The sequence below is a fragment of the Streptomyces sp. NPDC047130 genome, assembly GCF_040643475.1.
GTDB lineage: Bacteria > Actinomycetota > Actinomycetes > Streptomycetales > Streptomycetaceae > Streptomyces.
In genome coordinates, this window is record NZ_JBEYUK010000007.1 from 1 (window position 1) to 21,619 (window position 21,619).

Genomic DNA, 21,619 nt, shown 5'->3' on the forward strand with positions numbered 1-21,619 from the left:
ACGGCCGTGTCGTGCGGGTCAGCGGGCCGCCGGCAGGGCCAGGGACCCCAGGCCCGCCGCGCAGGCCAGAGCGGCGCAGGCGGCCGCGGCGTGCCGGCGCAGCAGGTCGCGGCGCAGCTCCTGGTAGCGCGCCTCGTACTCCCCGCGGAGCTGGTCGGCCCGCTCGGCGGCCTCCCGCAGCATGCGCCGGCTGAGGCCGAGGCGCAGCGGCACGTAGTGGCGGGCGAGGTCCTCCGCCTGCGCGGACGTCAGCCACGGCATGCGCGCGCACAGCTCCCGCGCCTCCTGCCGGGCGCGCTCACGGTGGGTGTGGGCGATCAGGTGGGCCTCCATCTCCACCGACGGCGGGACCCCGCGCCCGCCCGGCGTGGGCAGGCTCATGTCCGCCGTCCGCGGTGGCTCGCCGCGTCCACGACGTCCCGCTTGCCGTCGTTCTCGTCCTCGTCGAACGCCGCCAGGTCCGGGTGGTGCAGGTCGAAGGCCGGGGACTCGGACCGGATCCGGGGCAGCGTCTCGAAGTTGTGCCGCGGCGGCGGGCAGGAGGTCGCCCATTCCAGCGAACGGCCGTAGCCCCACGGGTCGTCCACCGTGATCCGCTCGCCGCGCTGCGCGGTGCGCCAGACGTTGTAGAGGAACGGCAGTGTCGACAGGCCCAGCAGGAAGGCGGCGATGGTGGAGACGGTGTTGAGGGCGGTGAAGCCGTCGGCGGCCAGGTAGTCGGCGTAGCGGCGCGGCATGCCCTCGGCGCCCAGCCAGTGCTGCACCAGGAACGTGCCGTGGAAGCCGACGAACAGCGTCCAGAAGTGCATCTTCTCCAGGCGGTGGTTGAGCATGGTGCCGGTCATCTTCGGCCACCAGAAGCTGAATCCGCCGAACATCGCGAACACGATCGTGCCGAACAGCACGTAGTGGAAGTGGGCGATCACGAAGTAGCTGTCGGTGACGTGCCAGTCCAGCGGCGGGGAGCCGAGGACCACGCCGGTCAGCCCGCCGAACAGGAAGGTGACCAGGAAGCCCACCGCCCACAGCATGGGCGGTTCGAAGGAGAGCGAGCCCTTCCACATGGTGCCGATCCAGTTGAAGAACTTCACCCCGGTCGGGACGGCGATCAGGAAGGTCATGAAGGAGAAGAACGGCAGCAGCACACCGCCGGTCGCGAACATGTGGTGCGCCCACACGGCGACCGAGAGGCCGGTGATGGCGATGGTGGCGCCGACCAGGCCCATGTAGCCGAAGATCGGCTTCCGGGAGAAGACCGGGATGATCTCGCTGATCACGCCGAAGAACGGCAGCGCCAGGATGTAGACCTCGGGGTGCCCGAAGAACCAGAACAGGTGCTGCCACAGCAGGGCCCCGCCGTTCGCCGGGTCGTAGACGTGGGTGCCGAACCTGCGGTCCGCCTCCAGCGCGAACAGGGCGGCGGCCAGCACCGGGAAGGCCAGCAGCACCAGCACCGAGGTGAGCAGCACGTTCCAGGTGAAGATCGGCATCCGGAACATGGTCATGCCCGGGGCGCGCAGGCACAGGACGGTGGTGATGAAGTTGACGGCGCCGAGGATGGTGCCGAAGCCGGAGAGGGCCAGGCCCATGATCCACAGGTCGCCGCCGAGGTACCCGGTGTGCTCCCTGCCGCTGAGCGGGGTGTACGCCGTCCAGCCGAAGTCGGCCGCGCCGTTGGGGGTGAGGAAGCTGGCCAGCACGATCAGGCTGCCGAACAGGAACAGCCAGAACGAGAAGGCGTTCAGCCGGGGGAAGGCGACGTCGGGGGAACCGATCTGCAGCGGCATGATCGCGTTGGCGAACCCGGCGAAGGTCGGGGTGGCGAACAGCAGCAGCATCATCGTGCCGTGCATGGTGAACGCCTGGTTGTACTGCTCGTTGGAGATCAGCTGAAGCCCCGGGCGGGCCAGTTCCGCGCGGATCACCAGGGCCAGCAGACCGGCGAGCAGGAAGAAGACGAACGAGGTGATCAGGTACAGGTGACCGATCTTCTTGTGGTCGGTCGTCGTCAGCCACGAGACGATCACGCGTCCCGGCCCGCGGCCCTTCACGGGCACCGGGGCAACAGGTTCGGTATGGCTCGCCATCGGTCTCCTCGGTGCATGGCGGTCGACGCGGTCGACGCCTGCGGCGGATGGAAGGGACCGGCGAACCGGGGGTTCCCCGCCCTCCGCCTCACCGGTCCGGCCGAAGGTAGCCGTGAACTCTTCCCCGCACGGCGCGTCGCAGCCGTGCCGTGGGGCCGAATGGCCGGTCGATCCACCCTTCCGGGCGACGGGGCGACGGGGCGACGGGGCGACGGGGCGACGGGGCGACGGGGCGACGGGGCGCGGCCCGGCGTCGGCGCGGCCCGGCGTCAGCGCTCGGCGACCGTGACGCCCAGCGCCTGGGCGAACGCCGGGGCCAGGTCGAGGAGCTGGCCGTGGTCGATGACCGCCCCGCTCAGCGCCTCCACGCCGTCGGCGATGCCCAGGGACGCCGCGCCGCGCAGGTCCACGGAGCCGAGCCGGGCGCCGCGCAGCCGGACGCCGTCGAGGGTGGAGCCGGGGAAGGACACGTCGGTGAGCGTCGCCTCCCCGAAGTCCACGTCGCGCAGCAGGCAGTCCACGAAGCGGACCTCCCGCAGCGCCGCGGAGCGCCAGTTCACCGAGTCCAGCTTGCAGTGGGAGAAGGTCACCCGGCGCAGCGTGGAGCCGAAGGCCTGCGCCCCCGCCAGCATCCCGGAGACCAGCGAGACGTCCATCCACGACGACTCGGCCAGGTCGGTGCCCACCCAGCGGGTGCTGTGGCACCACACGTCGGTGAACCGGGCCCGCCGCATCCCCCCGCCCTCGAACGCCACCGAGGTGAAGGCGCACTCCACGAACCGGGCGCCGCCCGCCCGGGGCTCCAGGAACTCCCGCTCGTCGGCGTGGACGGTGTCGTACACGCCCTCGGTCTCCAGCTCCCCGGGCAACGGCTCCAGGTAGCCGGCGTACGGCAGGTCGCCGAGCTCTTGGGGGACGGCCGTCATGGGCACCTCGCAGACGTACGGGAGGCACCGACTCTACCGGGGCCGGCGCCGCGGGCGCCGTTTCGAACCGTTCCTTCCTGGTACCCCACCGCCCACGGGGACGGACACCGAGCGCTCGGCCGGGAGGACCGGATGAAGAAGATCGTGTGGGGGCTGCCCGCCCTCGCCGCCGGGGTGGTGGCGGTGCGCGGAGCCCGCGCCCGGGGCCGGGAGGACCGCGAGGACCGCGAGGCGGAGGAGGGGCGTGCCGGGAACCGGTGGCTGGCGGTCACCGTCAACCTGCCGCCCGAGGAGGTCGGCCGCGGCGGTGAACTCCCGCCGCCGCTCGACCGGTTCGCCGACCGGGTCGACGTGAGGATCACCCCCGCCCCCGGCGACCGCGGCACCGAACTGGCCGTGCTGCTGAAGGACCCGCCCTCGCGCCTCGCGTCGTCCCTGCCGGGACGGCTGGCCGGCGAGGACCCGCGGCAGGAGCTCCGGGTGGCCCTGCGGGAGGCCAAGTCGCTGCTGGAGACGGGCGAGGTGATGCTGCCCGACACGCCGCCCACCACGCACGACACCCCGGGCGGGAAGGTGCTGGGACTGCTGAGCCGGAGGTCCGGCGGGGAAGGAGTGCTGTGAAGGCGCTGTGCTGGGAAGGCGTGAACGAGCTGGCCGTGGAGCAGGTCCCCGACCCGGAGCTGCGCAACGACCAGGACATGATCGTGCGGCTGCTGGCCGGCACCACCTGCGGGTCCGACCTGCACCTGATCGGCGGCTACATCCCCGCGATGCGGGCCGGCGACGTCATCGGGCACGAGTTCGTGGCCGAGGTCGTCGAGACCGGGCGGGGGGTGCGGCGGCACAAGCCGGGCGACCGGGTCGTGGTGTGCTCCTTCGTCGGCTGCGGCCGGTGCTGGTACTGCGCCAACGACCTGTGGTCGCTGTGCGACAACACCAACACCAACCCCGGCGTCGGCCAGGCCCTCTTCGGCTACGAGACCGGCGGCATCTTCGGCTACTCGCACGCCATGGGCGGCCTGCGCGGCAGCCACGCCGAGTACGTGCGTGTGCCGTTCGCCGACCACGGGGCGTTCCCGGTGCCCGAGGAGGTCGACGACGTCAGCGCTCTGTTCGTCTCCGACTCGGTGCCGACCGGGTGGATGGGCGCCGACCTCGGCGGGGTGAAGCCGGGTGACGTGGTCGCCGTCTGGGGCTGCGGGGCGGTCGGCCAGATGGCGGCGCGGGCGGCCCTCCTGATGGGCGCGGAACGCGTGATCTCCATCGACCGGATCCCCGAGCGGCTCGCCATGACGGAGCGCCACATCGGGTCCGAGACCATCGACTACACCCGCACGGACGTCGCGGCGGAGCTGCGGGAGCGGACCGGCGGCCGGGGACCGGACGTGTGCATCGAGGCGGTGGGCCAGGAGGCGCACGGCGACGGCATCGGCCACGTCTACGACCAGGTCAAGCAGCAGCTGCGGCTCCAGACCGACCGGCCGACGGCGGTCCGGGAGGCGATCCACGCCTGCCGCAAGGGCGGCACGGTGTTCGTGCTCGGGGTCTTCGCCGGGGGCGTCGACAAGTTCCCGCTCGGCGCCGTCGTCAACAAGGGGCTGACGCTGCGGGGCGCGCAGATGCACGGGCAGCGGTACATCCCGATGCTGCTGGAGCGGGTCGCCGCGGGGGACATCAGCACGGCCCACCTGGCGACCCACACCTTCCCCCTGGACGAGGCCCCGAAGGCGTACGACCTGTTCAAGCACAAGAAGCAGGGCTGCGTCCGCTCCGTCATCCGCCCCTGAGGCCGCCGGGGGCGGGGTCAGTGCCGCGGGGCGGCGGTGAGCGCGCGGTCGCCGGCGGCGAGGACGCGGCGGGCGCGGGGGGTGCCGGGCGGGAGGGCCGCGGCGAGGAGGTCCAGGGTGGGGATCAGGCCGGCCGCGGGGACACCGCGGGCGGCGAGGACCTCCGCGGTCCAGGTGAGGAACTCGGTGAAGAGGGCGTCGTCGTCGACGTAGACCGCCGCCGCGAGGTGGTCCACGATCTGCGCGACGTCCTCCGCCGTGCGGTCGCGCTGCACGTCCGAGTACGTCCGCATCGGCGGGAACCGCTCCTCCAGTCCCGCCAGGGCCGACCGCACCAGCTCCTGCCGGGCCCGCGACACGACCGCGTACTCCTGGTCCGCCAGGTGCGGCAGGTCGTCGACGGGCCGGTGCCCCGGCCGCGGCAGGCTCCCGGCGAGGCCCGACGCCAGCACGTCCGCCGCCCCCAGCGCGTCCGGCGCCCACCCGTCCGCGCCCAGCGCCCGCGCGTACCGCCCGTCCGTCCCGAACGCCCGGCCGCCGGCGAGCACCGGGAACCCGGCGTCCTGGCAGGCGGCCACCACCCGGTGCGCGGTGGGCAGGTGACGCGGCAACGAGCAGGACAGCGCCACCGCCCGCGGGGCGGAGGCGTGCAGGTCCGCGACCAGGTGCGCGGTCGGCACGTGGGCGCCGAGGAACCCGACCTCCCAGCCGCGCCGCCGCAGCACCTCCGCGACCAGCCGGGCCGGCAGCGCGTGCCACTCGCCGTCCACGCAGGCCACCGTGATCCGCCCGAGGTGCGGGGCGGGCGGCCGGTGCGCCGGGTGGTGGGCGAGCGCGGCCATCACCCGCTCGTTGACCGCGGTCGCCGTGTGCTCCTGGGCCACCGTGATCCGGTTCGCCGCCCATTCGGCCCCGATCCGCACCTGCGCCGGCGCGATCAGCCCGAGGAGCGCGTCCTCCACGCTCAGGCCGTCCTCGACCGCGTCCAGGACGACCCCGGACGCGGTGTACTCGTCGCCCTCCCGCAGCGCCTCCCACAGGCGCTCGTGGACGTCCAGGGGCACCTTCTCCCAGGGCGCCTGGGCCGGGGCCGCGCCCCGGTCCTCGGAGTGTCGCTGCGTCATGCGGAGGGGCCTTCCTGAGGCGATGAGCGGTGCGGGGCGCCGACGGCCACCACCGCGATGTCGTCATGATCGTTCCCCGAGAGCCAGTCCGCGACCAGCATGTGCACATGATCGGCCAGCGCGTCGACCGGCATGCCCGCGCACTCGGCCAGCGCCGCCTCGAGCCGCCGCTGCCCGAACATCTCGTTCCCCAGCGGCCCCCCGCGCGCCTCGGTGACGCCGTCGGTGAAGAACACGCAGGTCTCGCCCGGCTCCAGGACCACCTCGGCGGTGGTGGAGCTGATCTCGTGGAAGGCGCCGACCAGCGTGCCCCGGGTGGGCGCCTCCTCCACCGCCCCCGAACGCCGCACCACCAACGGCGGCGGATGACCCGCGCTGGTGACCCGCAGCCGCACCAGCGGACCGTCGCGCACCACGGAGGCCAGGGCCAGCGTGGCGAAGCGCGGGTTGGCGGGGGTGAGCAGGGCGCCGTTGAGCAGGCCCAGCAGCCGCTGGTGGTCGTCGGCGAGCGGCAGCAGCGCCTGCAGGGTGTTGCGTATCTTGCCGGTGAGGACGGCGGCCTCCAGCCCCTTGCCGCAGACGTCGCCCAGCACCACCAGCGTCTCGTCGCCGGAGCCGGAACCCGGATGGACGTCGTAGAAGTCGCCGCCCACCCACTCGCTCGCCCCGGAGGCCCGGTAGACGCCGGCGTACTCCACGCCGTGGACCGCCGACAGCCCGGGAGGCAGCAGGCCCCGCATCAGGGTGGCGGTGATCGCCGCCTGGTCGGCGTGCAGCCGCGCGGCGGAGAGGGCGGCGCCCGCCCGGCTGGCGAAGAGGCGGGCGAAACCCGGACCGGGGCGGGCGTCGTCGGCGCCGTCGGAGGCGCCGGTGTCGAGCAGCAGCAGCGCCCCCGCGGGCATGCCCTGACCCGGCAGCGGGGTGAGCGACGCGCGGGTCACCGGCCCCGTCAGGGACTCCGGAACCGCCCAGTCGGGCAGCAGCGCGGGGTCGACGGTGACGGTGGCGGGCGAGGGCAGGCGCCCCAGCAGGGCCTCCTCCAGACCCGGAACCGCCGCAGGTTCGGCGCGCAGCAACTGGTGGGTCGCCACGCCGTCCGGGCCGCAACGGGCCACCGGCAGGCCCCGGCCGAGCGCGGGGGCGACGACCACCGCGGCGTCGGCCAGGTGCTCGGCGGCCAGCCGTGCGGTGAGCTCCAGGCAGCGCTCGGGGTTGAGGGTGGCGAGCAGCGCGCCGGATGCCTCGGCGAGCACGCCGGCGAGCCGCCGCTCCTCCGCCAGCCGGCGCTCGGCGGCGTGGCGCGCGGTGTCGTCCAGCAGCCACCAGCCGACGCCGCCGTCCGGGGCGAAGACCGGGTGCGCACGGAACCAGCGGTCGCCGACCGGACCGCAGGAGGTGGCGACAGAGCCCTGGGACGAGGCGGCCCGGCAGGCGCGCTCGTGGGCCTTGACCAGCCAGGAGGGCGCGGCGTCGCGCAGCGGCACCCCGGTCGCGGCGCGCGGGAGCAGCACGGCGGCGGCGGGGTTGAGCGAGGTGACGACACCCATCGGGTCCGCGGTCAGAAGAGGGAAGGGGGCCGTACGGGCCGCTTCCCGTTCGAACGCGGCGGCCGAGGGGTTGTCGTGAAGTGAGTGCGAGGGGTCCATCACGGGCGTGACCGAAGCACGCCGACCGCCCTTCTGAACGACATTGGTCCTACCACCTTCCCGCGCTTCGGCGTGTGGGAGCAAGTGCGGGCCCCGATGTGTGCCGGGTCACGGCCGCGGCCTGGTCCGCTGCCGGCGCGGCCGGGCGTCCGGACCGCGGCGGCCGGCCACCGAGGCGCACCGCGGGCACACCCGCCGGACCCGGTCCGCGGCGCCGCCGGACTCCGGGAAGGTGTCCTGCCAGAGCACCCCGGCGAAGCGGGTCAGCTCGGAGCGGCTGATCGACAGACCGCAGACGGTCCGGTTGGTCCCCGGCTCCCAGGCGCACCTCGCCGGCCGGGAGCCGCCGCCCGTCCTCCTCGTCGGTCCACCGTCCGGACGCCGCCACCGCGTAGCGCCTGGGCCTGGCCATCGTCGTCACGTCCCGGTCACCGAGATGCGGATCCCGCTGCGGGGCCGGGCCGGCATCCGGTGGAGGGAGATCCGCAGGTCCTGGTCGGGCACCCGGTGCTCCAGCCGGGCCAGCCGCAGCGTTAGCGCCTCCAGCAGCGCGATGGTGATCGCCTCGCCGGGGCAGCGGTGGCCCCGCGCCGGGTCGCCGCCGCCCTGCGGCACCAGCTCGTCGCGCTCGACCGGCCGCTTGAGGAACCGCTCCGGCCGGAAGACGTACGGGTCGCCCCACAGCTCCTCGTCGTGGTTCTGGCCGAAGAGGTCGAGCAGCACCAAGCCGCCCTCGGGGATCCGCTCGCCGCCGTACGACACCTCCGCCGGGGCCCGTCCGCCGATCAGCGGCGCGAACGGGTAGAAGCGGCGCAGCTCGTGGACGAAGGCGGCCAGGTAGGCGGCGTCGTCCGTCCACAGCCGGTCCCGCACGTCCGGCCGGTGGTGCAGCAGGTGCCCGGCGAAGGAGACGAACCAGGTCACCGCGACCGTCGGGCGCAGCACGTTCAGCAGCTCCACGCCGGCGACCCGCGGCTCCAGCGGCAGACCGTCCGCGTCGCGGTGCCGGGCGATCACCTCGAGCGCCGAGCCCTCCGGCGGGGCCAGCGCGTCGTCGCGGACCTCCTCGACGACTCCCGCCGCCCAGAACTCGCGCCGCGCGCGGGCCCGCCGGGCCCGCCAGTGCCGCGGACCGCCGGTGGCGAAACCGTCCACCATGGCCACCAGGTCGCGGGCGAGGGGACCGACCTCGTCGTCCCGCAGCGGCACCCCGGCCCACCGGCACACGCCCTCCGCGAGGACCGCGGCCACCTCGTCGAACAGCACGATCTCGTCCCGCTCCGCCCAGCCGGGCACCGCCCGCTCCCAGGCGTCGGCGACCTGCTCGGTGAGGTCGGCGACCTGCCGCGGGTCGGTCAGCAGGGACAGGAACATCGCCTTGCGCACCCGGTGCGCCTCACCGTCCAGGGTGTGCACGGCGCCCTTCCCGAAGAGCGTGCTCAGCACGGGCTCCGGCAGGGCGGGCCCGCGCACCACGTGCCGCTCGTCGTACACGAACCGGACCGCCTCCGGGCCGCGCAGGGCCACGGTGGGGCGGCCCGCCAGCCGGGTGCGCAGCGGGGTCCCGTACCGCCGGACCAGCCCGGGGAGCCAGGTGTAGCCCTTGAGCAGGAGCGCGGCGGTGCGGTCGGCGAGCGGAGAGGGATTGCTGGACATGGCGGGCGAGTGCCCGGGGGCCGGGCCGGAAAACTCCCTGCTCCGCCGAGCGGGTGAGCGGCGGACTGCCCCCGCCGGGGCTGGGCACCGGGCGCAGCACAGGCGGGAGCCGAAGGCCGGAGTCCGCCGTGAGGAGGTGGTACGACGATGACCACGAACGACGCGCGCCCGGCCGGGGCCCGCTCCCCGGTGCAGCGGGCCGCCCAGGCGGTGGGCCTGGTGTTCGTCCTGGTGGGACTGCTCGGGTTCGTGCCCGGCATCACCACGAACTACGGCGACCTGCAGTTCGCCTCGCACGGGTCGGGCGCCAAGCTCCTGGGCGTCTTCCAGGTGTCGATCCTGCACAACCTCCTGCACCTGCTCCTCGGCGTGCTCGGCCTGGCCCTGGCGCGGACCGCGCAGGCCGCCCGCGCCTACCTGATCGGAGGCGGCCTGGTCTACCTGGTGCTGTGGGTCTACGGGCTGGTCGTCGACCACCACAGCAGCGCCAACTTCGTGCCGCTGAACAACGCCGACAACTGGCTCCACCTCTTCCTGGGCCTCGGCATGATCGCCCTGGCCCTGCTGCTGACCCGCGGCCGCGGCGGCGCCGGAACGCACCGGGCCACCGGGGGCCGCGGCGACGGCGGGGCCAACCTGGCGCCCTGAGCGGTTGGCACGGAGCCCGGCGGGTGACTCGCGAGGTGACACGTCCGGGCGACCACGAGGAGGCCCCATGCCGGACCCCCAGGACCGCGACCGGGCCGACAGCCCGCTGGAGCAGGTCGGGACGTCCACCCCGAGGAGGAGCGCGCCCGCCAGGACGACGAGCAGCCGTCCACCACCGACGAGGACGGCGGCGACCGACCCGCGCGACCGACCCGCGCGCCCCTCGGGCGACGCACGAGGCCCCCGTCCCGTTCGGTGAGAACGGGACGGGGGCCTGATCGTGCCGGGGGCCGGGGGCCGGGGGCCGGGGGCCGGGGGACCGGACCGGTCAGCGGCCGGAGCCGCCGCCCGGCGTGCGGCGGCGCCCCTGCGCGGGACGGCTGCGCCGGCCCCGGCGGGAGGCCGCGGAACGCGCGGACGGAGCCGTCGCGGCCGGGGCCTGGATGACCACCGGGACGCCGGACGGGGCCTGGGCGCCGGTGATCCGGGTCAGCTCCGCCTCGCCCGAGCGGACCTTGGCGATCCGCGGCGTGATGCCGGCGTCCGCCATCAGCCGGTCCATCTCGCGGCGCTGACTGGGCAGCACCAGGGTGACGACCGTGCCGGACTCGCCGGCGCGGGCGGTGCGGCCGCCGCGGTGCAGGTAGTCCTTGTGGTCGGCCGGCGGGTCGACGTTGACGACCAGGTCCAGGTTGTCGACGTGGATGCCGCGCGCCGCCACGTTGGTGGCCACCAGCACGTTCACCAGGCCGTCCTTGAACTGCGCCAGGGTCCGGGTGCGCTGCGGCTGGGACTTGCCGCCGTGCAGCGCCGAGGCGCGCACGCCCACCGACAGCAGGTGCTTGGTGAGCCGGTCCACCGCGTGCTTGGTGTCCAGGAACATGATCACGCGACCGTCGCGGGCGGCGATCTCCGTGGTCGTGGCGTGCTTGTCCGCGTCGTGCACGTGCAGCACGTGGTGCTCCATGGTGGTGACCGCGCCCGCCGACGGGTCCACCGAGTGGACCACCGGGTCGTGCAGGTAGCGGCGCACCAGCAGGTCCACGTTGCGGTCCAGGGTGGCCGAGAACAGCATCCGCTGCCCGTCCGGGCGCACCTGGTCCAGCAGCGCGGTGACCTGCGGCATGAAGCCCATGTCGGTCATCTGGTCTGCCTCGTCGAGCACCGTGATCGACACGCGGTCCAGCCGCACGTCGCCGCGGTCGATGAGGTCCTTCAGACGGCCCGGCGTGGCCACCACGACCTCGGCGCCGCCGCGCAGCGCGCCCGCCTGGCGGCCGATCGACATGCCGCCGACCACCGTGGCGACGCGCATGCGCAGCGCCTGGGCGTACGGGGTGAGCGCGTCGGTGACCTGCTGGGCCAGCTCGCGGGTGGGCACCAGGACCAGGCCCAGCGGCTGCTTCGACTCGGCGCGCTGCCCGGCCAGACGGGCCAGCAGGGCCAGCCCGAAGGCCAGCGTCTTGCCCGAGCCGGTCCGGCCGCGGCCCAGGACGTCACGCCCGGCCAGCGAGTTCGGCAGCGTGGCCGCCTGGATCGGGAACGGCGCGGTGACGTCCTGCGCGGTCAGCGCCGACAGCAGCGCGGCCGGCAGGTCCAGCGCGTCGAACGTCTCCACCGCCGGCAGCGCCGGGGTGATGGTGGCGGGCGGCGCGAACTCGCTGGAACGGGCCGGGGAACCGGGGCGGCGCGTGCCGCCCTTGCGGGACGGAGCCCCCTGGCGACCGGCCCCGGAGCCCTGCGAGCGGTACCGGCCGCCGCGCGAGCCGGAGCCCGAGCCGTCGGACGGGCGGCGGTCGGGACGCGAGCCGTTGGAGCGGGTGGTGCGGTTCAAGGCGGAACCTTCCTCGATGCGGCACACGTATCGAGGAATTCCCCCGGGCGGGCGAGCGCCGTGCGGGTATTCGCAATACTTGAGCCGGTGGGTGGGCGAAACAGCGCCGGCCGGAGAAGGCGGCGGCTGCGCCGGAAGAATGAGCCGGACGTGTACGGGAGATGAATGTCCGTACCGAGTGCGTCCGGAAGGGGCGGCGGAGCTCGCCGCCCGGGCGTCCGCGCGGCGAACACCGCACGGGAATGGGGCCCGCACTGCGTAGTGCGGGCCCCGGTCCGTCGAACGCGTCAGCGTCAGGCGGGAACGATGTTCTCGGCCTGCGGGCCCTTCTGGCCCTGCGTGACGTCGAAGTTCACCTTCTGGCCCTCCTGAAGCTCACGGAAGCCGGAGGTGGCGATGTTCGAGTAGTGGGCGAAGACGTCGGGGCCGCCGCCGTCCTGCTCGATGAAGCCAAAACCCTTTTCCGAGTTGAACCACTTCACGGTGCCAGATGCCATATTGAATCTCCTTCTGGGCATGCCCGGATCCACACCGCGTGGAACCGGAGTCGCTGCGATGATTTCCCGTCCGGAGATCCCCGGCAAGCGGTGAAACTGCCGAAAACAAAAAGAGTGCTCGTCGACGAAAGGGTCGGAAGAGCACTCGAAGCCTCTGGGAACCAAAACTGCAACTTCTGCGACCGTAGCACACAAGGGCCGTCGGCGGGTCGACCGACGGCGTCCGGATGGGGTGTGCCACCGGTCCGGAGCACACGTTCGTGGTCTGATGAACGTGCGGAAGGGCCGGTCGCGGGCACGGGCCCGGGGAGGAACGGCGGGGTGGGGACGACGACGTTGCTGACGGCCGACGGAGTGAGCCGCAGCTACGGGGAGCGGGTCGCGCTGCGGACCGTGCGGCTGGAGATCGCCCGCGGCGAACGGGTCGCGCTGATGGGGCCGAACGGGTCGGGCAAGTCCACCCTGCTGCGGATCGCCGCCGGGCGGGACCGGCCGGACGCCGGCACGGTCCTCCTCGACGGGGCGCCGATGACCGAGGACGACCCCCGGGTGCGGGCCCGGGTCGCCGTCGTCGCCGACACGCCGAGCTGGTACCCCGACCTCACCGTGCGGCAGCACCTGGAGCTGGTCGCGGTCGGCCACGGGGTGGCGCGGGAGCGGATCGACGACGTGCTGCGCGAGATGCGGCTGGACGCGCACGGGGAGTCGCTGCCCGGCGCGCTGTCCTCCGGGCAGCTCCAGTCCCTGCTGCTCGGCGCGGCCCTGCTCAGGCCCCGCGACCTGCTGGTGCTCGACGAGCCCGAGCAGCGGCTCGACCCCGGCGCGCGCCGCCGCCTCGCCGGCCTGGTGCGGGCCGAGGGCGACCGGGGCACCGCCGTCCTCTACGCCACCCACCACCACGAGCTGGCCCGTGCCGCCCACCGGGTGGTGCTGATGCGGGACGGGGCGGTGGTCGCCGACGGGCCCGCCGAGCGGGTGCTCGCGACGGCGGAGACGCAGAGATGAGCGGCGCGAGCGGCATGAGCGGCGCGAGCGGCACGACGGCGCCGGTGGCCGGGGAGCGGGCGGACGGGCCGCGGCCGGCCCCGGACCGCACGGCCGAGGTGCGCGCCTGGCTGAGGGCCCGGCGCGGGGCCGAGACGAGGCGGCGGTTCGTCTCCCGCCTCTACACGGCCGTGGTCCTGCTCGGGGGCTGGTACGGCCTGTTCCTGGCGGGGCTGCTCGCGGAGTCCGGGCAGCGTCCGTTCGCGGTGCACGCCGCCGTCACCGAGGCCGTGCTGCCCGCCGGGCTGACCACGGCCGCCGCCCTCGTCGTGTGGGCCACCGTCCGCGACGCGCTGTGGCGGGGGCCGGTGACCCCGCCCGCCCCCGTGGTCGACCTGCTGCTGACCCTCCCGGTGCGGCGGCGGACCTTCCTGCTGCCCTGGTTCTGGCTGTCCGCCGGGATCTGGTCCACCGCGGGGCTGCTGCTGGGCCTGGTGGGGGCCGGGCTGCTGGCCGCCACCGGGCTCGGCGACCTGGGCCCGCTGGCCGCGGCCTGCCTGGGCGGCGCCCTGTGCGTGGCGCTGCTGGCGGTCTCCGCGGCGGCGGTGGTGCAGCGCTCCCGCCGGGCGGCGGACGCCGTGCACCGCGTCACGCCGTGGGCGGTGGCCGCGCTGCTGCTGGGCGGCGCGCAGGCGGTGGCGGCGGCGCGCGGCGGCGGGCGGGCGCGATGGCTGGAGACGGCGGAGCTGTGGTCGGGGCCGTGGGGCTGGGCGGCGCAGCCGGTGCTGGCGGCGGCGGGCGGCACGGCGCCGGGGTGGCCGGTGGCGGCGCTGCTGCTGGCGGTGGCCACCGCCGCGGCCCTGTGGGCGGCGCTGCGGTGCGTGGGAGGCATCCCCGGCGAGACCCTGCGGGCGCGGGCCCGGGCGGCCGACGGCGTGCTGGCCGGGATCCTGGCCGCGGACGCGCGGGTGGTGCGGCTGGCGACGGCCCGCGCGCGGGGCGACCGGGGCAGGGGACGGCTCGCGCGGTGGGCCGGGCGGCTCGCCGCGCCCGGCTCCCCACGACTGCTGGTGCTCTGGCGGGACGCGGTGTCCCTTGCGGCGGCCCCCCGGCGGACCGGCACGGCGCTGCTCCTGCTGCTGCTCGCCGTGGCGGCGGCGGAACGGGGACCGCTGGCGACGGTGGCGGCAGCCCTCCTGGCGTACGGCGCGGCGGCACGGCTGCTGGAGCCGGCCCGGCTGGACGGGGACGACCCGCGCCGCGCGGCCTGGTCGCCCCGGCCGTTCCAGCGGATCGCGGTGGCCCACGCGGTGGTGCCGGTGGCGGTGCTGACGGCGGTGGGGACGCCCGCCGCCGTGGTGCTGGGCGGCGGGCCGGCGCTGTGGTGGCTGCTGGGGGCGGTGCCGGTGTTGGTCGCGGCCGGTCTGGTCGGCGCCTGGCGGCCCGCCACACCCGCCGCGCGGCTGTACGGGTCGCCCGCCCTGGCCGGGGCGGGGCCGATGCTGGCCCTGCTGTGGAACGCGGCGGGACCCGTGGCCGGCGTCCTGACGGCCACGGCCGCGGCGGGCGGGACCGGGGGCACCGGGGCGGTGCGGCTCCTGGTCTGCTGGGCGGTCGCGGCGGTGCTGCTGCTGTGGGCCCGCCGCCGGGCCCGCGCGCTGGTCCGGCCGTGAGCCGCGCCGCGAGCCGCGCCGCGAGCCCCGCCGCGGGCCCCGCCGCCCGGTCGGTGCCCGGCGGCGCGGTGCCGCGCCGTCAGTGGCGCGGGTGCCCGACCATGGTGAGGGTGACGGCGGGGGCCGCGTCGGTGGTGTAGAAGTGGCTGCTCAGCCCGGAGAAGCGGGCGCTGTCGCCGGTCCCGAGATGGTACGGCCGGTCGTCCACCGTGAGGGTGACCTCCCCGGCCAGGACCACCACGTACTCCACCGACCCCGCGCCGTGCGAGCTCAACTGGCTCTGCGCGTGCGGGTGGAGGCGCGTGCGGTACAGCTCGATCCGGCCCGGCTCGTGGCCGGCGAAGAGCTGGTGCACCGAGGTCTCGTCCGGCGGCTCGGGAAGGTCGGCGGCGCGGACGATCTCCGGGTGGAGCAGCGGGCGGCGCAGGAGCTCGTCGCAGGTCGTCTCCAGCGCGTCCGCGATCCGCACCAGGACGTCCACCGTGGGGTTGGCCTCGGCGCGTTCGATCTGCGACAGCAACGCCTTGCTGACGCCGGTCGCGGCGGACAGCTCCCGCAGGCTCAGACCCCGTGCCAGGCGGCGCCGGTTGACGTTCCCGGCGAGCGAGGCGCGGGCGCCGGACGCGGACGGCGCGGCGGGCTCCGTCACGTCGCCGGCCTGGCGCGGGACCGCCGCCCGGGTGCTCGTCCCGGTCACCGTCGGCCTCCTTCGTCGTCGCGGTCAGGTCGCTGGTCAAGGTCGCTGGTCAAAGTCGCAGGTCAGGGTCGCTGGTCGAGAGCGCAGGTCAGGGGTGCCCGACTCTACCGTGGGGTGGGGACGGCGGCGAGCAGCCGCCGCGTCTCGGGGTGTTCGGGGGCGTCCAACACCCGTTCCGCCGGGCCGGTTTCGACGAGGCGGCCGTCGTGGAGCACCGCCACGTGGTCGGCGATCTGCCGCACCACGGCGAGGTCGTGGGTGATGAACAGCACCGCGAAACCCTGGTCCCTGCGCAACTCGTCGAGAAGGTTGAGCAGTTGCGCCTGCACCGACACGTCCAGCGCGGCCACCGCCTCGTCGCAGATCAGCAGCCGTGGCCGCGCGGCCAACGCCCGGGCCACCGCGACGCGTTGACGCTCTCCGCCGGAGAGGGCGGCGGGCCGCCGGCCCGCGTACCGCTCGGGCAGGCCGACCCGGGCCAGCAGCGACTCCACGGTCTCGTCGCCGCCGCGTCCGCCGCGCCGGGCGGCGTCCAGGGCCTCGCGGAGGGTGGCGCCGACCGTGCGGAGCGGGCTCAGCGAGGCGTAGGGGTCCTGGAAGACGATCTGCGCGTGCGCCGCCAGCCGGCGCCGGTCCGCGGTGGACGGGCGGCGGCCGCGGGGGAGTTCCACCGGGCCGGTGCGCACGGTGCCGGAGTCGTAGGACTCCAGGCCGATGGCGATCCGCGCCAGCGTGGTCTTGCCGGAGCCGGACCGCCCCACCAGCGCCGTCACCTCCCCGTGCGGCACCGTCAGCGACACGTCGGCGAGCGCCTGCCGCTCCCCGCCGTCCGTCCCGAACCGGCGGCCCACCTCCCGGACCACCAGCGCGGCGTCGTCGGCGCCACCGGGCCCGTCCGTCCCGTCCGTCCCGTCCGTCCCGGCGGCCCCGGCGGGCTCGGCGGCCCCGGCGGGGTCCTCCCGCGCCGTCTCCGGCCGGTCCGCGGCCGGGTCGCCGTCGGCGGGAGGGCCGAGCCGTCCGAGCTCGGCGGCCCGCAGGCAGGCGGTGGCCCGTGCGCCGGCCGCGGCGTCCGCACCGGCCGGCCCGAGGGCGACCGGGGTCGTGCGGCAGGCCGCGACGGTGAAGGCGCAGCGGTCGGCGAAGGGACAGCCGGGGCCGCGCTCGCCGGGGGCCGGGACGGAGCCCGGGACGGTGGCGAGGCGGGGGCGGCGCTCCCGCGCCGAGGGCTCGGAGGCGAGCAGGGCCGCCGTGTACGGGTGCCGGGGGTCGGCGCGCAGCTCCTCGGAGGGGCCGTGCTCGACCACCGTCCCGGCGTACAGCACGTGCACCCGGTCGCAGGTGGAGAAGGCGACCCGCAGGTCGTGGGTGATCAGGATCAGGCCCATGCCGCGGCTGCGCCGCAGCCCGCCCAGCAGGTCCAGGACGGCCGCCTGGGTGGCCGTGTCGAGCGCGGTGGTCGGCTCGTCGGCGATCAGCAGCTCGGGGTCGCCGGCCAGCGCGGCGGCCGTGGCCACCCGCTGGAGCATGCCGCCCGACAGTTCGTGCGGGTGGCGGTCGGCGACCGACGGGTCCAGGCCCACCTCGGCGAGGCGGCGCTCCACCTCGGCGCGTCGCGCCGCGCGGACGGCGCGCCCGCGGCCGTCGAGGCCGCGCAGCCCGTCGGCGATCTGCCGGCCGCAGGTGAGCTGGGGGTGCAGCATCGCGAACGGGTCCTGCATCAGCAGCGCGATCCGCCGCCCGCGCAGCGCCGCCCGGGCGCGGGGGGCGAGGGCCAGGACGTCCTCGCCGTCGAGGCGGACCGCGCCGCCGGTGACGCGCAGGCCCTCGGGGAGCAGCCCGGCGACGGCCCGCACGGTCAGCGACTTGCCGCTGCCGGACTCGCCGACCACCCCGACGCACTCGCCGGGCGCCACGGTCAGCGACACACCGTCCACGACGACGGCGCGGGACCCGGCGTCGGAGGCCACGGACAGGCCGTCGACCTCCAGGAGCGGGGTCGTCGCGGTGCTGGTTGCGGTGGTGGTCGTCACGACTTGCCTCGCTTGGAGAACGCCTCCAGGACGCGGTCGCCGAGCAGGTTGAGCACGACGGCCGAGAGGACGATGAGAACGGCGGGCGCGAGCGCGGCGCTCGGGTTGGTCCACAGCAGGTTGCGGTTCTCGGAGAGCATCCGGCCCCAGTCGGGCGCCCCCGGCGGGACGCCCAGGCCCAGGAAGGACAGCGAGCTCAGCGAGACCACGGCGCCCGCGAAGTTGAGCAGCGTGTTGGCGACGACCACCGGCAGGGTGTTCGGCCAGATGTGCCGCAGCATCACCGTGCGCCGGGACAGCCCCAGCGTCTCGGCGGCCTCCACGTACGGCAGGTGCCGCTGCTCCAGGACCGCGGTGCGCACCAGGCGGATGTCGGACGGGGAGGTCAGCACGACCAGCGCGCAGACCGCCAGCGCCCAGCCACCGCCGCCGATGCCGGCCACCACCAGGGTGACCAGCAGCGCGGGGACCGCCAGCAGCAGGTCGGCCCAGCGGCGCACCAGGACGTCGGTCCAGCCCCCGAGGTAGCCGGCGAGCAGGCCCAGGACGCTGCCGATCAGCATGGAGCCGAGGGCTACCAGCGCGGCGCCGGTGAGCGTCGACCGGGCGCCGGCGACCACCATCTGCGCGATGTCGCGGCCCAGTTCGTCGGTGCCGAGCAGGTGTCCGCCGCCGGGCATCCGGGCGCCGGCGGTGATGTCCTGGGCGTCCCAGTGCGGCAGCAGCGTCTGGCCGAACGCGGCGGCCGCCAGCAGCAGCACGGCCACCAGGGCGCTCAGCGCGGTCAGCGGACGGACCCGGCGCGGCCGGGCGGTCACGGAGGCGGGCGCGCTCATCGGGGCTCCCCGGTGCTGCGGAGGGAGGAGCCGCCGGACGGCGGCCCGGCGCGTCGGGGCGCGGCGGCCACCGGGCGCAGGCGGGGGTCGACCAGCGGCTGGGCGAGGTCGGTGAGCAGGCCGGCCAGGCAGACCAGCACCGCGATCAGCAGCGCCTCCGCCTGCACCAGCGGGACGTCGCGGTAGGTCACCGAGTCCACCAGCAGCGAGCCGAGACCGGGCAGCGCGAAGACCTGTTCCACCATCACCGTGCCGGCCAGCAGGTAGGCGACGACCAGCCCGACGCCGGTGAGCACCGGGACCAGCGCGCCGCGCAGCACGTAGTGGACCAGGATGCGGCGCTCGGGGACCCCGCGGGCCCGCGCGAACACCACGTGCTCCTTGTCGAGTTCCCGGATCACCGCGGCCCGGGTCAGCTTCAGCAGCACCGCGGTGACGCCCAGCGCCAGCGCCACCGAGGGCAGCACCAGGTGGAGCAGCCGCTCGCCGCCCTCGCCGGGCCCGTACGCGGGGAACCAGCCGAGCATCAGCGAGAAGACGTAGATCAGCACCAGGCCGCCCGCGAAGGCCGGGGTGGAGAGCGCGATCAGCGAGGCGGTCTGCACCACCCGGTCGGTCGCCCGGTAGCGGCGCAGCGCGGCGAGGACCCCGCCGGGCACGCCCAGCAGCAGCGCGATCGCCAGGCCGAGCCCCACCAGCTGCCCGGTGAGCGCCAGCCGTCCGCCGATGGTGGCGGCCACGGACGCCCCGGTGCGGATGGAGGTGCCCAGGTCCAGCCGGAGCGCGTCGCCGGCCCAGCGCACGTACTGCACCGCGAACGGCTGGTCGAGGTGGTGCCGGGCGCGTACGGCGGCCAGCGCGTCGGGGGTGGCGTTGCGCGGGCCCAGCAGGGTGCGCGCCGGGTCGCCGGGCGCCGCCTGGAGCAGCGCGAACACCGCCACCGACAGCACGAACAGCAGCACCAGCGTGCCGCCGAGCCGGCGCAGGACGTATCCCGCGGTCATCTCTCGCCTCCCTCGGGCGCGTGGGGTCCGCCGGGCGCGTGGCGGGACCCGCCGTCGGCCGGGGGGCCGCCCGGCAGGTGCTCGGCCAGCCATGCCTCGACCCGGCCCACGGCGTCCAGCAGCCGGTCGGGGGAGGTGAACTCGTGGCCCTCCTCCGGGTACACGTAGAGCTCGACCGGGGCCCGGCCCGCGCGGCTCAGCGAGCGGTACAGCTGGTGGGCCTGGCCGACCGGGGTGACCCGGTCCTCGGCGCCGTGGACGATCAGCGTGGGGGTGCCGGGACCGCCCTCGGCGGCGACCGCGGAGCGTTCGCGGGCCCGGGGCCGGATCGCGTAGGCGTCGTCGTAACCGCCGCCGATGTTGCTGGTGTCGCGGAAGCTGACCCAGTCGGCGGGCGCGGAGACCACCACGGCGGCGCGGAACAGGCCGGTGCGGCCGGCGGCCAGCGCGGCGAGGTGACCGCCGTAGCTGTGGCCCAGCACCGCCGTCCGGTCCGGGTCGGCGAGGCCGGCGTCGATCAGGTGGCGCACGCCCGAGAGCACGTCCTCGAGGTCGCCGCCGCCGACGTCGCCGACCACCGCGCGGGCGTGGTCCAGCCCGCGGCCGCTGCTGCCGCGGGGATTGGGCAGCAGCACCCGGTACCCGGCGGCGGCGAGCGCCGGGGCGAGGCCCAGCACGTCGCCCGGGGCGTGGGCGTAGGTCCAGAGCCAGGACGGGCCGCCGTGCAGCAGCACGGCGAGGGGGCGCGGGGCGGCGGGGGCGGCGGAGGTGTGCGGGGCGTCCAGGAGCAGGCCGTGGACGGGGGTGCCGTCGGTGGAGGTCCAGGAGGTCGCGGAGGTGCGGAAGCCGTCGATCCGCCGTCCGGCGTTGAGCGCGGTCACCGGACGCCAGTGCCAGGCGTCGGGCCCCTCGGTGGCGGCGACCACGGCCTCGGCGGGGCGGCCGGGGGCGTCCAGCACGGTGGCGGCGGTGCGGCCGTCGGCGCTCAGCGAGAGCGCGGGCGCGAAGCCGGGGCCGGTGAGGGTCACCGGGCCGTGCCAGCCGGTCAGGGGCTCGCCGCGGTCCGTGACGCGGCCGACGCGGGAGCCGAAGCCGTCCCAGCCGGCGTGCCACAGGCCCGGTCCGGCCTCCGCGACGGCGGGGCGGGACCCGGACCCGCGCCCGGGCCGCCCGGCCCGCGCGTCGTCGCCGTCACCGTCCCCGTGCCCATGCTGCTCGGACGGGTGCCCGTGCCCGTGCCCGTGCCCGGGCTCGTGCGCGGGGTCGGCGAACTCCAGCCAGGTCAGGTCCTCCAGACCCGACGGGCGGGTGACCTCGCCGGTCGCCAGGTCGATCAGCAGAGGGCGTCCGGCCACGATGGAGATGCCCTCGACCACGGCGGCGCGCCGGCCCTCCGCGTCGATCGCGGGCGCGGTGAGCTGGCCCTCGGGCAGGTGCAGGGTGCGCGCGGTGCGGGTGGTGAGGTCCAGGGCGGCGAAGCGGGCCGCGTAGTAGCCGGAGGGCAGGGTCTCCTCGGAGACGGTGGCCACCGCCACGTCCCCGCCGCGCCAGGCCGCGTTCCAGACGGTCAGCCCCTCGGGGCCGACCTCGCGGGCGGCGCCGGTGGCGAGGTCCACCAGGTGCAGCCGGCGGCGCCCGAGGCCGGGCGCGAACCGCTCCGGGTCCGGTGCGGGGCCCAGCCGCACGGGCAGGCCGAGGCTCATCCCGTCCCGCTCCGCGCCGTCGTCCGCGGTGAGCAGCAGGGCGTGCGCGCCGTCGTCGGCGAGCAGCAGGTCCTCGACCTCGCCGGGGGCGCGGAGCAGGGTGCGGGCCTCGCCGGTGGCCGTGTCGAGCAGGGCCAGGTGCGGATGCCGGTCCGCGTCCTCGGGGTGGGCGACGTGCAGCAGATGACGGGAGTCGGGCAGCCAGCGCGGGGTGTGCCGCCAGGTCGCGGCGCGGTCCTCCGCGGCCCGGTCGGCGGCCCCGGGGCCGTCGGCGCCGTGTCCGGCCGCCGGGACGAGCACGATGCCGGTGTGGTCCGGGGCGGCGGCGGTGACCGCCACCGTGGTCCCGTCCGGGCTGAGGCGGGCCTCCGCAGGGTGGACCAGCCGCAGCATGGCCTCCCGGACCCGCCGGACGGCGGCGGCCGCGGGGCGCTGTGGGGACGGGGGAGTGTCGGGGCTGTGCATGCGGAGTCCGTGTCTGGAGGGA

Annotated in this window: 18 protein-coding genes and 1 pseudogene; 5 read left to right on the forward strand and 14 right to left on the reverse strand. The window is 76.0% G+C overall.

Features of this window, described 5'->3' with window-relative positions:
* Window positions 1-18 precede the first annotated feature (18 nt).
* The 3 genes from ABZ836_RS11830 to ABZ836_RS11840 all read right to left on the reverse strand — a co-directional run bounded on the left by ABZ836_RS11830 (window position 19) and on the right by ABZ836_RS11840 (window position 3,013).
* A complete protein-coding gene (locus ABZ836_RS11830; RefSeq protein WP_356129673.1) occupies window positions 19-381 on the reverse strand; it encodes a hypothetical protein in 363 nt (120 codons plus the stop codon).
* Window positions 378-2,087, reverse strand: coding sequence for a cytochrome c oxidase subunit I (gene ctaD / locus ABZ836_RS11835; RefSeq protein ID WP_356129671.1), 1,710 nt, complete (start codon window positions 2,085-2,087; stop codon window positions 378-380). The genes ABZ836_RS11830 and ctaD overlap by 4 nt, the downstream gene beginning before the upstream one ends.
* A 269-nt stretch (window positions 2,088-2,356) precedes the next feature.
* Window positions 2,357-3,013 carry a pentapeptide repeat-containing protein gene (locus ABZ836_RS11840; protein WP_356129669.1) on the reverse strand — a complete coding sequence of 219 codons (657 nt, stop codon included), beginning with the start codon at window positions 3,011-3,013 and terminating at the stop codon, window positions 2,357-2,359.
* Window positions 3,014-3,145: 132 nt separating this feature from the next.
* On the opposite strand from ABZ836_RS11840, the gene ABZ836_RS11845 reads away from it, so the two are divergent.
* Together ABZ836_RS11845 and ABZ836_RS11850 are read left to right on the forward strand one after the other, a co-directional pair.
* On the forward strand, window positions 3,146-3,634 hold the full coding sequence (locus tag ABZ836_RS11845) for a hypothetical protein (RefSeq protein ID WP_361141481.1): 489 nt from the start codon (window positions 3,146-3,148) through the stop codon (window positions 3,632-3,634).
* Window positions 3,631-4,800 carry a zinc-dependent alcohol dehydrogenase gene (locus ABZ836_RS11850; protein ID WP_356129665.1) on the forward strand — a complete coding sequence of 390 codons (1,170 nt, stop codon included), beginning with the start codon at window positions 3,631-3,633 and terminating at the stop codon, window positions 4,798-4,800. The genes ABZ836_RS11845 and ABZ836_RS11850 overlap by 4 nt, the downstream gene beginning before the upstream one ends.
* Before the next feature lie 17 nt (window positions 4,801-4,817).
* Here the strand turns inward: ABZ836_RS11850 and ABZ836_RS11855 are convergent, their stop codons facing one another.
* The 4 genes and pseudogenes from ABZ836_RS11855 to ABZ836_RS11870 form a co-directional block, all read right to left on the reverse strand.
* On the reverse strand, window positions 4,818-5,924 hold the full coding sequence (locus ABZ836_RS11855) for a cobalamin-dependent protein (protein ID WP_361141483.1): 1,107 nt from the start codon (window positions 5,922-5,924) through the stop codon (window positions 4,818-4,820).
* On the reverse strand, window positions 5,921-7,471 hold the full coding sequence (locus tag ABZ836_RS11860; protein ID WP_361141485.1) for a PP2C family protein-serine/threonine phosphatase: 1,551 nt from the start codon (window positions 7,469-7,471) through the stop codon (window positions 5,921-5,923). Before ABZ836_RS11860 ends, ABZ836_RS11855 begins: the two co-directional genes overlap by 4 nt.
* 207 nt (window positions 7,472-7,678) lie before the next feature.
* Window positions 7,679-7,982: pseudogene (locus ABZ836_RS11865) on the reverse strand (hypothetical protein).
* A 5-nt stretch (window positions 7,983-7,987) separates the two neighbouring features.
* Window positions 7,988-9,226, reverse strand: coding sequence for a cytochrome P450 (locus ABZ836_RS11870; RefSeq protein WP_361141487.1), 1,239 nt, complete (start codon window positions 9,224-9,226; stop codon window positions 7,988-7,990).
* Between the two features lie 147 nt (window positions 9,227-9,373).
* Between ABZ836_RS11870 and ABZ836_RS11875 the strand changes: the two genes are divergently transcribed.
* Window positions 9,374-9,874 carry a DUF4383 domain-containing protein gene (locus tag ABZ836_RS11875; protein WP_361141489.1) on the forward strand — a complete coding sequence of 167 codons (501 nt, stop codon included), beginning with the start codon at window positions 9,374-9,376 and terminating at the stop codon, window positions 9,872-9,874.
* 328 nt (window positions 9,875-10,202) lie between these two features.
* On the opposite strand, the gene ABZ836_RS11880 is transcribed toward ABZ836_RS11875, so the two are convergent.
* Window positions 10,203-11,708, reverse strand: coding sequence for a DEAD/DEAH box helicase (locus ABZ836_RS11880; protein ID WP_356129655.1), 1,506 nt, complete (start codon window positions 11,706-11,708; stop codon window positions 10,203-10,205).
* A 293-nt stretch (window positions 11,709-12,001) separates the two neighbouring features.
* Window positions 12,002-12,205: a cold-shock protein gene (locus tag ABZ836_RS11885; RefSeq protein ID WP_108952184.1), complete on the reverse strand. Its 204-nt coding sequence runs from the start codon at window positions 12,203-12,205 to the stop codon at window positions 12,002-12,004.
* 321 nt (window positions 12,206-12,526) lie between these two features.
* Here ABZ836_RS11885 and ABZ836_RS11890 point away from each other — a divergent pair, with 321 nt between their 5' ends.
* Window positions 12,527-13,210 carry an ABC transporter ATP-binding protein gene (locus ABZ836_RS11890; protein ID WP_356129653.1) on the forward strand — a complete coding sequence of 228 codons (684 nt, stop codon included), beginning with the start codon at window positions 12,527-12,529 and terminating at the stop codon, window positions 13,208-13,210.
* Window positions 13,207-14,862, forward strand: coding sequence for a hypothetical protein (locus ABZ836_RS11895; protein ID WP_361141492.1), 1,656 nt, complete (start codon window positions 13,207-13,209; stop codon window positions 14,860-14,862). The genes ABZ836_RS11890 and ABZ836_RS11895 overlap by 4 nt, the downstream gene beginning before the upstream one ends.
* A gap of 79 nt (window positions 14,863-14,941) precedes the next feature.
* Here ABZ836_RS11895 and ABZ836_RS11900 read toward each other — a convergent pair whose 3' ends face one another.
* The 5 genes from ABZ836_RS11900 to ABZ836_RS11920 all read right to left on the reverse strand — a co-directional run bounded on the left by ABZ836_RS11900 (window position 14,942) and on the right by ABZ836_RS11920 (window position 21,597).
* Window positions 14,942-15,559: an XRE family transcriptional regulator gene (locus ABZ836_RS11900; RefSeq protein ID WP_361141494.1), complete on the reverse strand. Its 618-nt coding sequence runs from the start codon at window positions 15,557-15,559 to the stop codon at window positions 14,942-14,944.
* A 104-nt stretch (window positions 15,560-15,663) separates the two neighbouring features.
* Entirely contained in the window at window positions 15,664-17,589 is a 1,926-nt protein-coding gene (locus tag ABZ836_RS11905) for an ABC transporter ATP-binding protein (protein WP_361141496.1), read from the reverse strand.
* Window positions 17,586-18,425, reverse strand: coding sequence for an ABC transporter permease (locus ABZ836_RS11910; RefSeq protein ID WP_361141498.1), 840 nt, complete (start codon window positions 18,423-18,425; stop codon window positions 17,586-17,588). Before ABZ836_RS11910 ends, ABZ836_RS11905 begins: the two co-directional genes overlap by 4 nt.
* Window positions 18,422-19,429 (reverse strand): ABC transporter permease, encoded by a 1,008-nt coding sequence (locus tag ABZ836_RS11915; protein ID WP_356129643.1) that lies wholly within the window; start codon window positions 19,427-19,429, stop codon window positions 18,422-18,424. Before ABZ836_RS11915 ends, ABZ836_RS11910 begins: the two co-directional genes overlap by 4 nt.
* Window positions 19,426-21,597 (reverse strand): alpha/beta fold hydrolase, encoded by a 2,172-nt coding sequence (locus tag ABZ836_RS11920; protein WP_361141500.1) that lies wholly within the window; start codon window positions 21,595-21,597, stop codon window positions 19,426-19,428. The genes ABZ836_RS11915 and ABZ836_RS11920 overlap by 4 nt, the downstream gene beginning before the upstream one ends.
* Window positions 21,598-21,619: the final 22 nt, after the last annotated feature.

What these genes read in the sequence shown, in the direction of transcription:
- ABZ836_RS11830 (WP_356129673.1), bottom strand. Translation starts at nt 381, where the DNA reads ATGAGCCTGCCCACGCCGGGCGGGCGCGGGGTCCCGCCGTCGGTGGAG.
- ctaD (WP_356129671.1), bottom strand. Translation starts at nt 2,087, where the DNA reads ATGGCGAGCCATACCGAACCTGTTGCCCCGGTGCCCGTGAAGGGCCGC.
- ABZ836_RS11840 (WP_356129669.1), bottom strand. Translation starts at nt 3,013, where the DNA reads ATGACGGCCGTCCCCCAAGAGCTCGGCGACCTGCCGTACGCCGGCTAC.
- ABZ836_RS11845 (WP_361141481.1), top strand. Translation starts at nt 3,146, where the DNA reads ATGAAGAAGATCGTGTGGGGGCTGCCCGCCCTCGCCGCCGGGGTGGTG.
- ABZ836_RS11855 (WP_361141483.1), bottom strand. Translation starts at nt 5,924, where the DNA reads ATGACGCAGCGACACTCCGAGGACCGGGGCGCGGCCCCGGCCCAGGCG.
- ABZ836_RS11860 (WP_361141485.1), bottom strand. Translation starts at nt 7,471, where the DNA reads ATGGGTGTCGTCACCTCGCTCAACCCCGCCGCCGCCGTGCTGCTCCCG.
- ABZ836_RS11870 (WP_361141487.1), bottom strand. Translation starts at nt 9,226, where the DNA reads ATGTCCAGCAATCCCTCTCCGCTCGCCGACCGCACCGCCGCGCTCCTG.
- ABZ836_RS11875 (WP_361141489.1), top strand. Translation starts at nt 9,374, where the DNA reads ATGACCACGAACGACGCGCGCCCGGCCGGGGCCCGCTCCCCGGTGCAG.
- ABZ836_RS11885 (WP_108952184.1), bottom strand. Translation starts at nt 12,205, where the DNA reads ATGGCATCTGGCACCGTGAAGTGGTTCAACTCGGAAAAGGGTTTTGGC.
- ABZ836_RS11895 (WP_361141492.1), top strand. Translation starts at nt 13,207, where the DNA reads ATGAGCGGCGCGAGCGGCATGAGCGGCGCGAGCGGCACGACGGCGCCG.
- ABZ836_RS11910 (WP_361141498.1), bottom strand. Translation starts at nt 18,425, where the DNA reads ATGAGCGCGCCCGCCTCCGTGACCGCCCGGCCGCGCCGGGTCCGTCCG.
- ABZ836_RS11915 (WP_356129643.1), bottom strand. Translation starts at nt 19,429, where the DNA reads ATGACCGCGGGATACGTCCTGCGCCGGCTCGGCGGCACGCTGGTGCTG.
- ABZ836_RS11920 (WP_361141500.1), bottom strand. Translation starts at nt 21,597, where the DNA reads ATGCACAGCCCCGACACTCCCCCGTCCCCACAGCGCCCCGCGGCCGCC.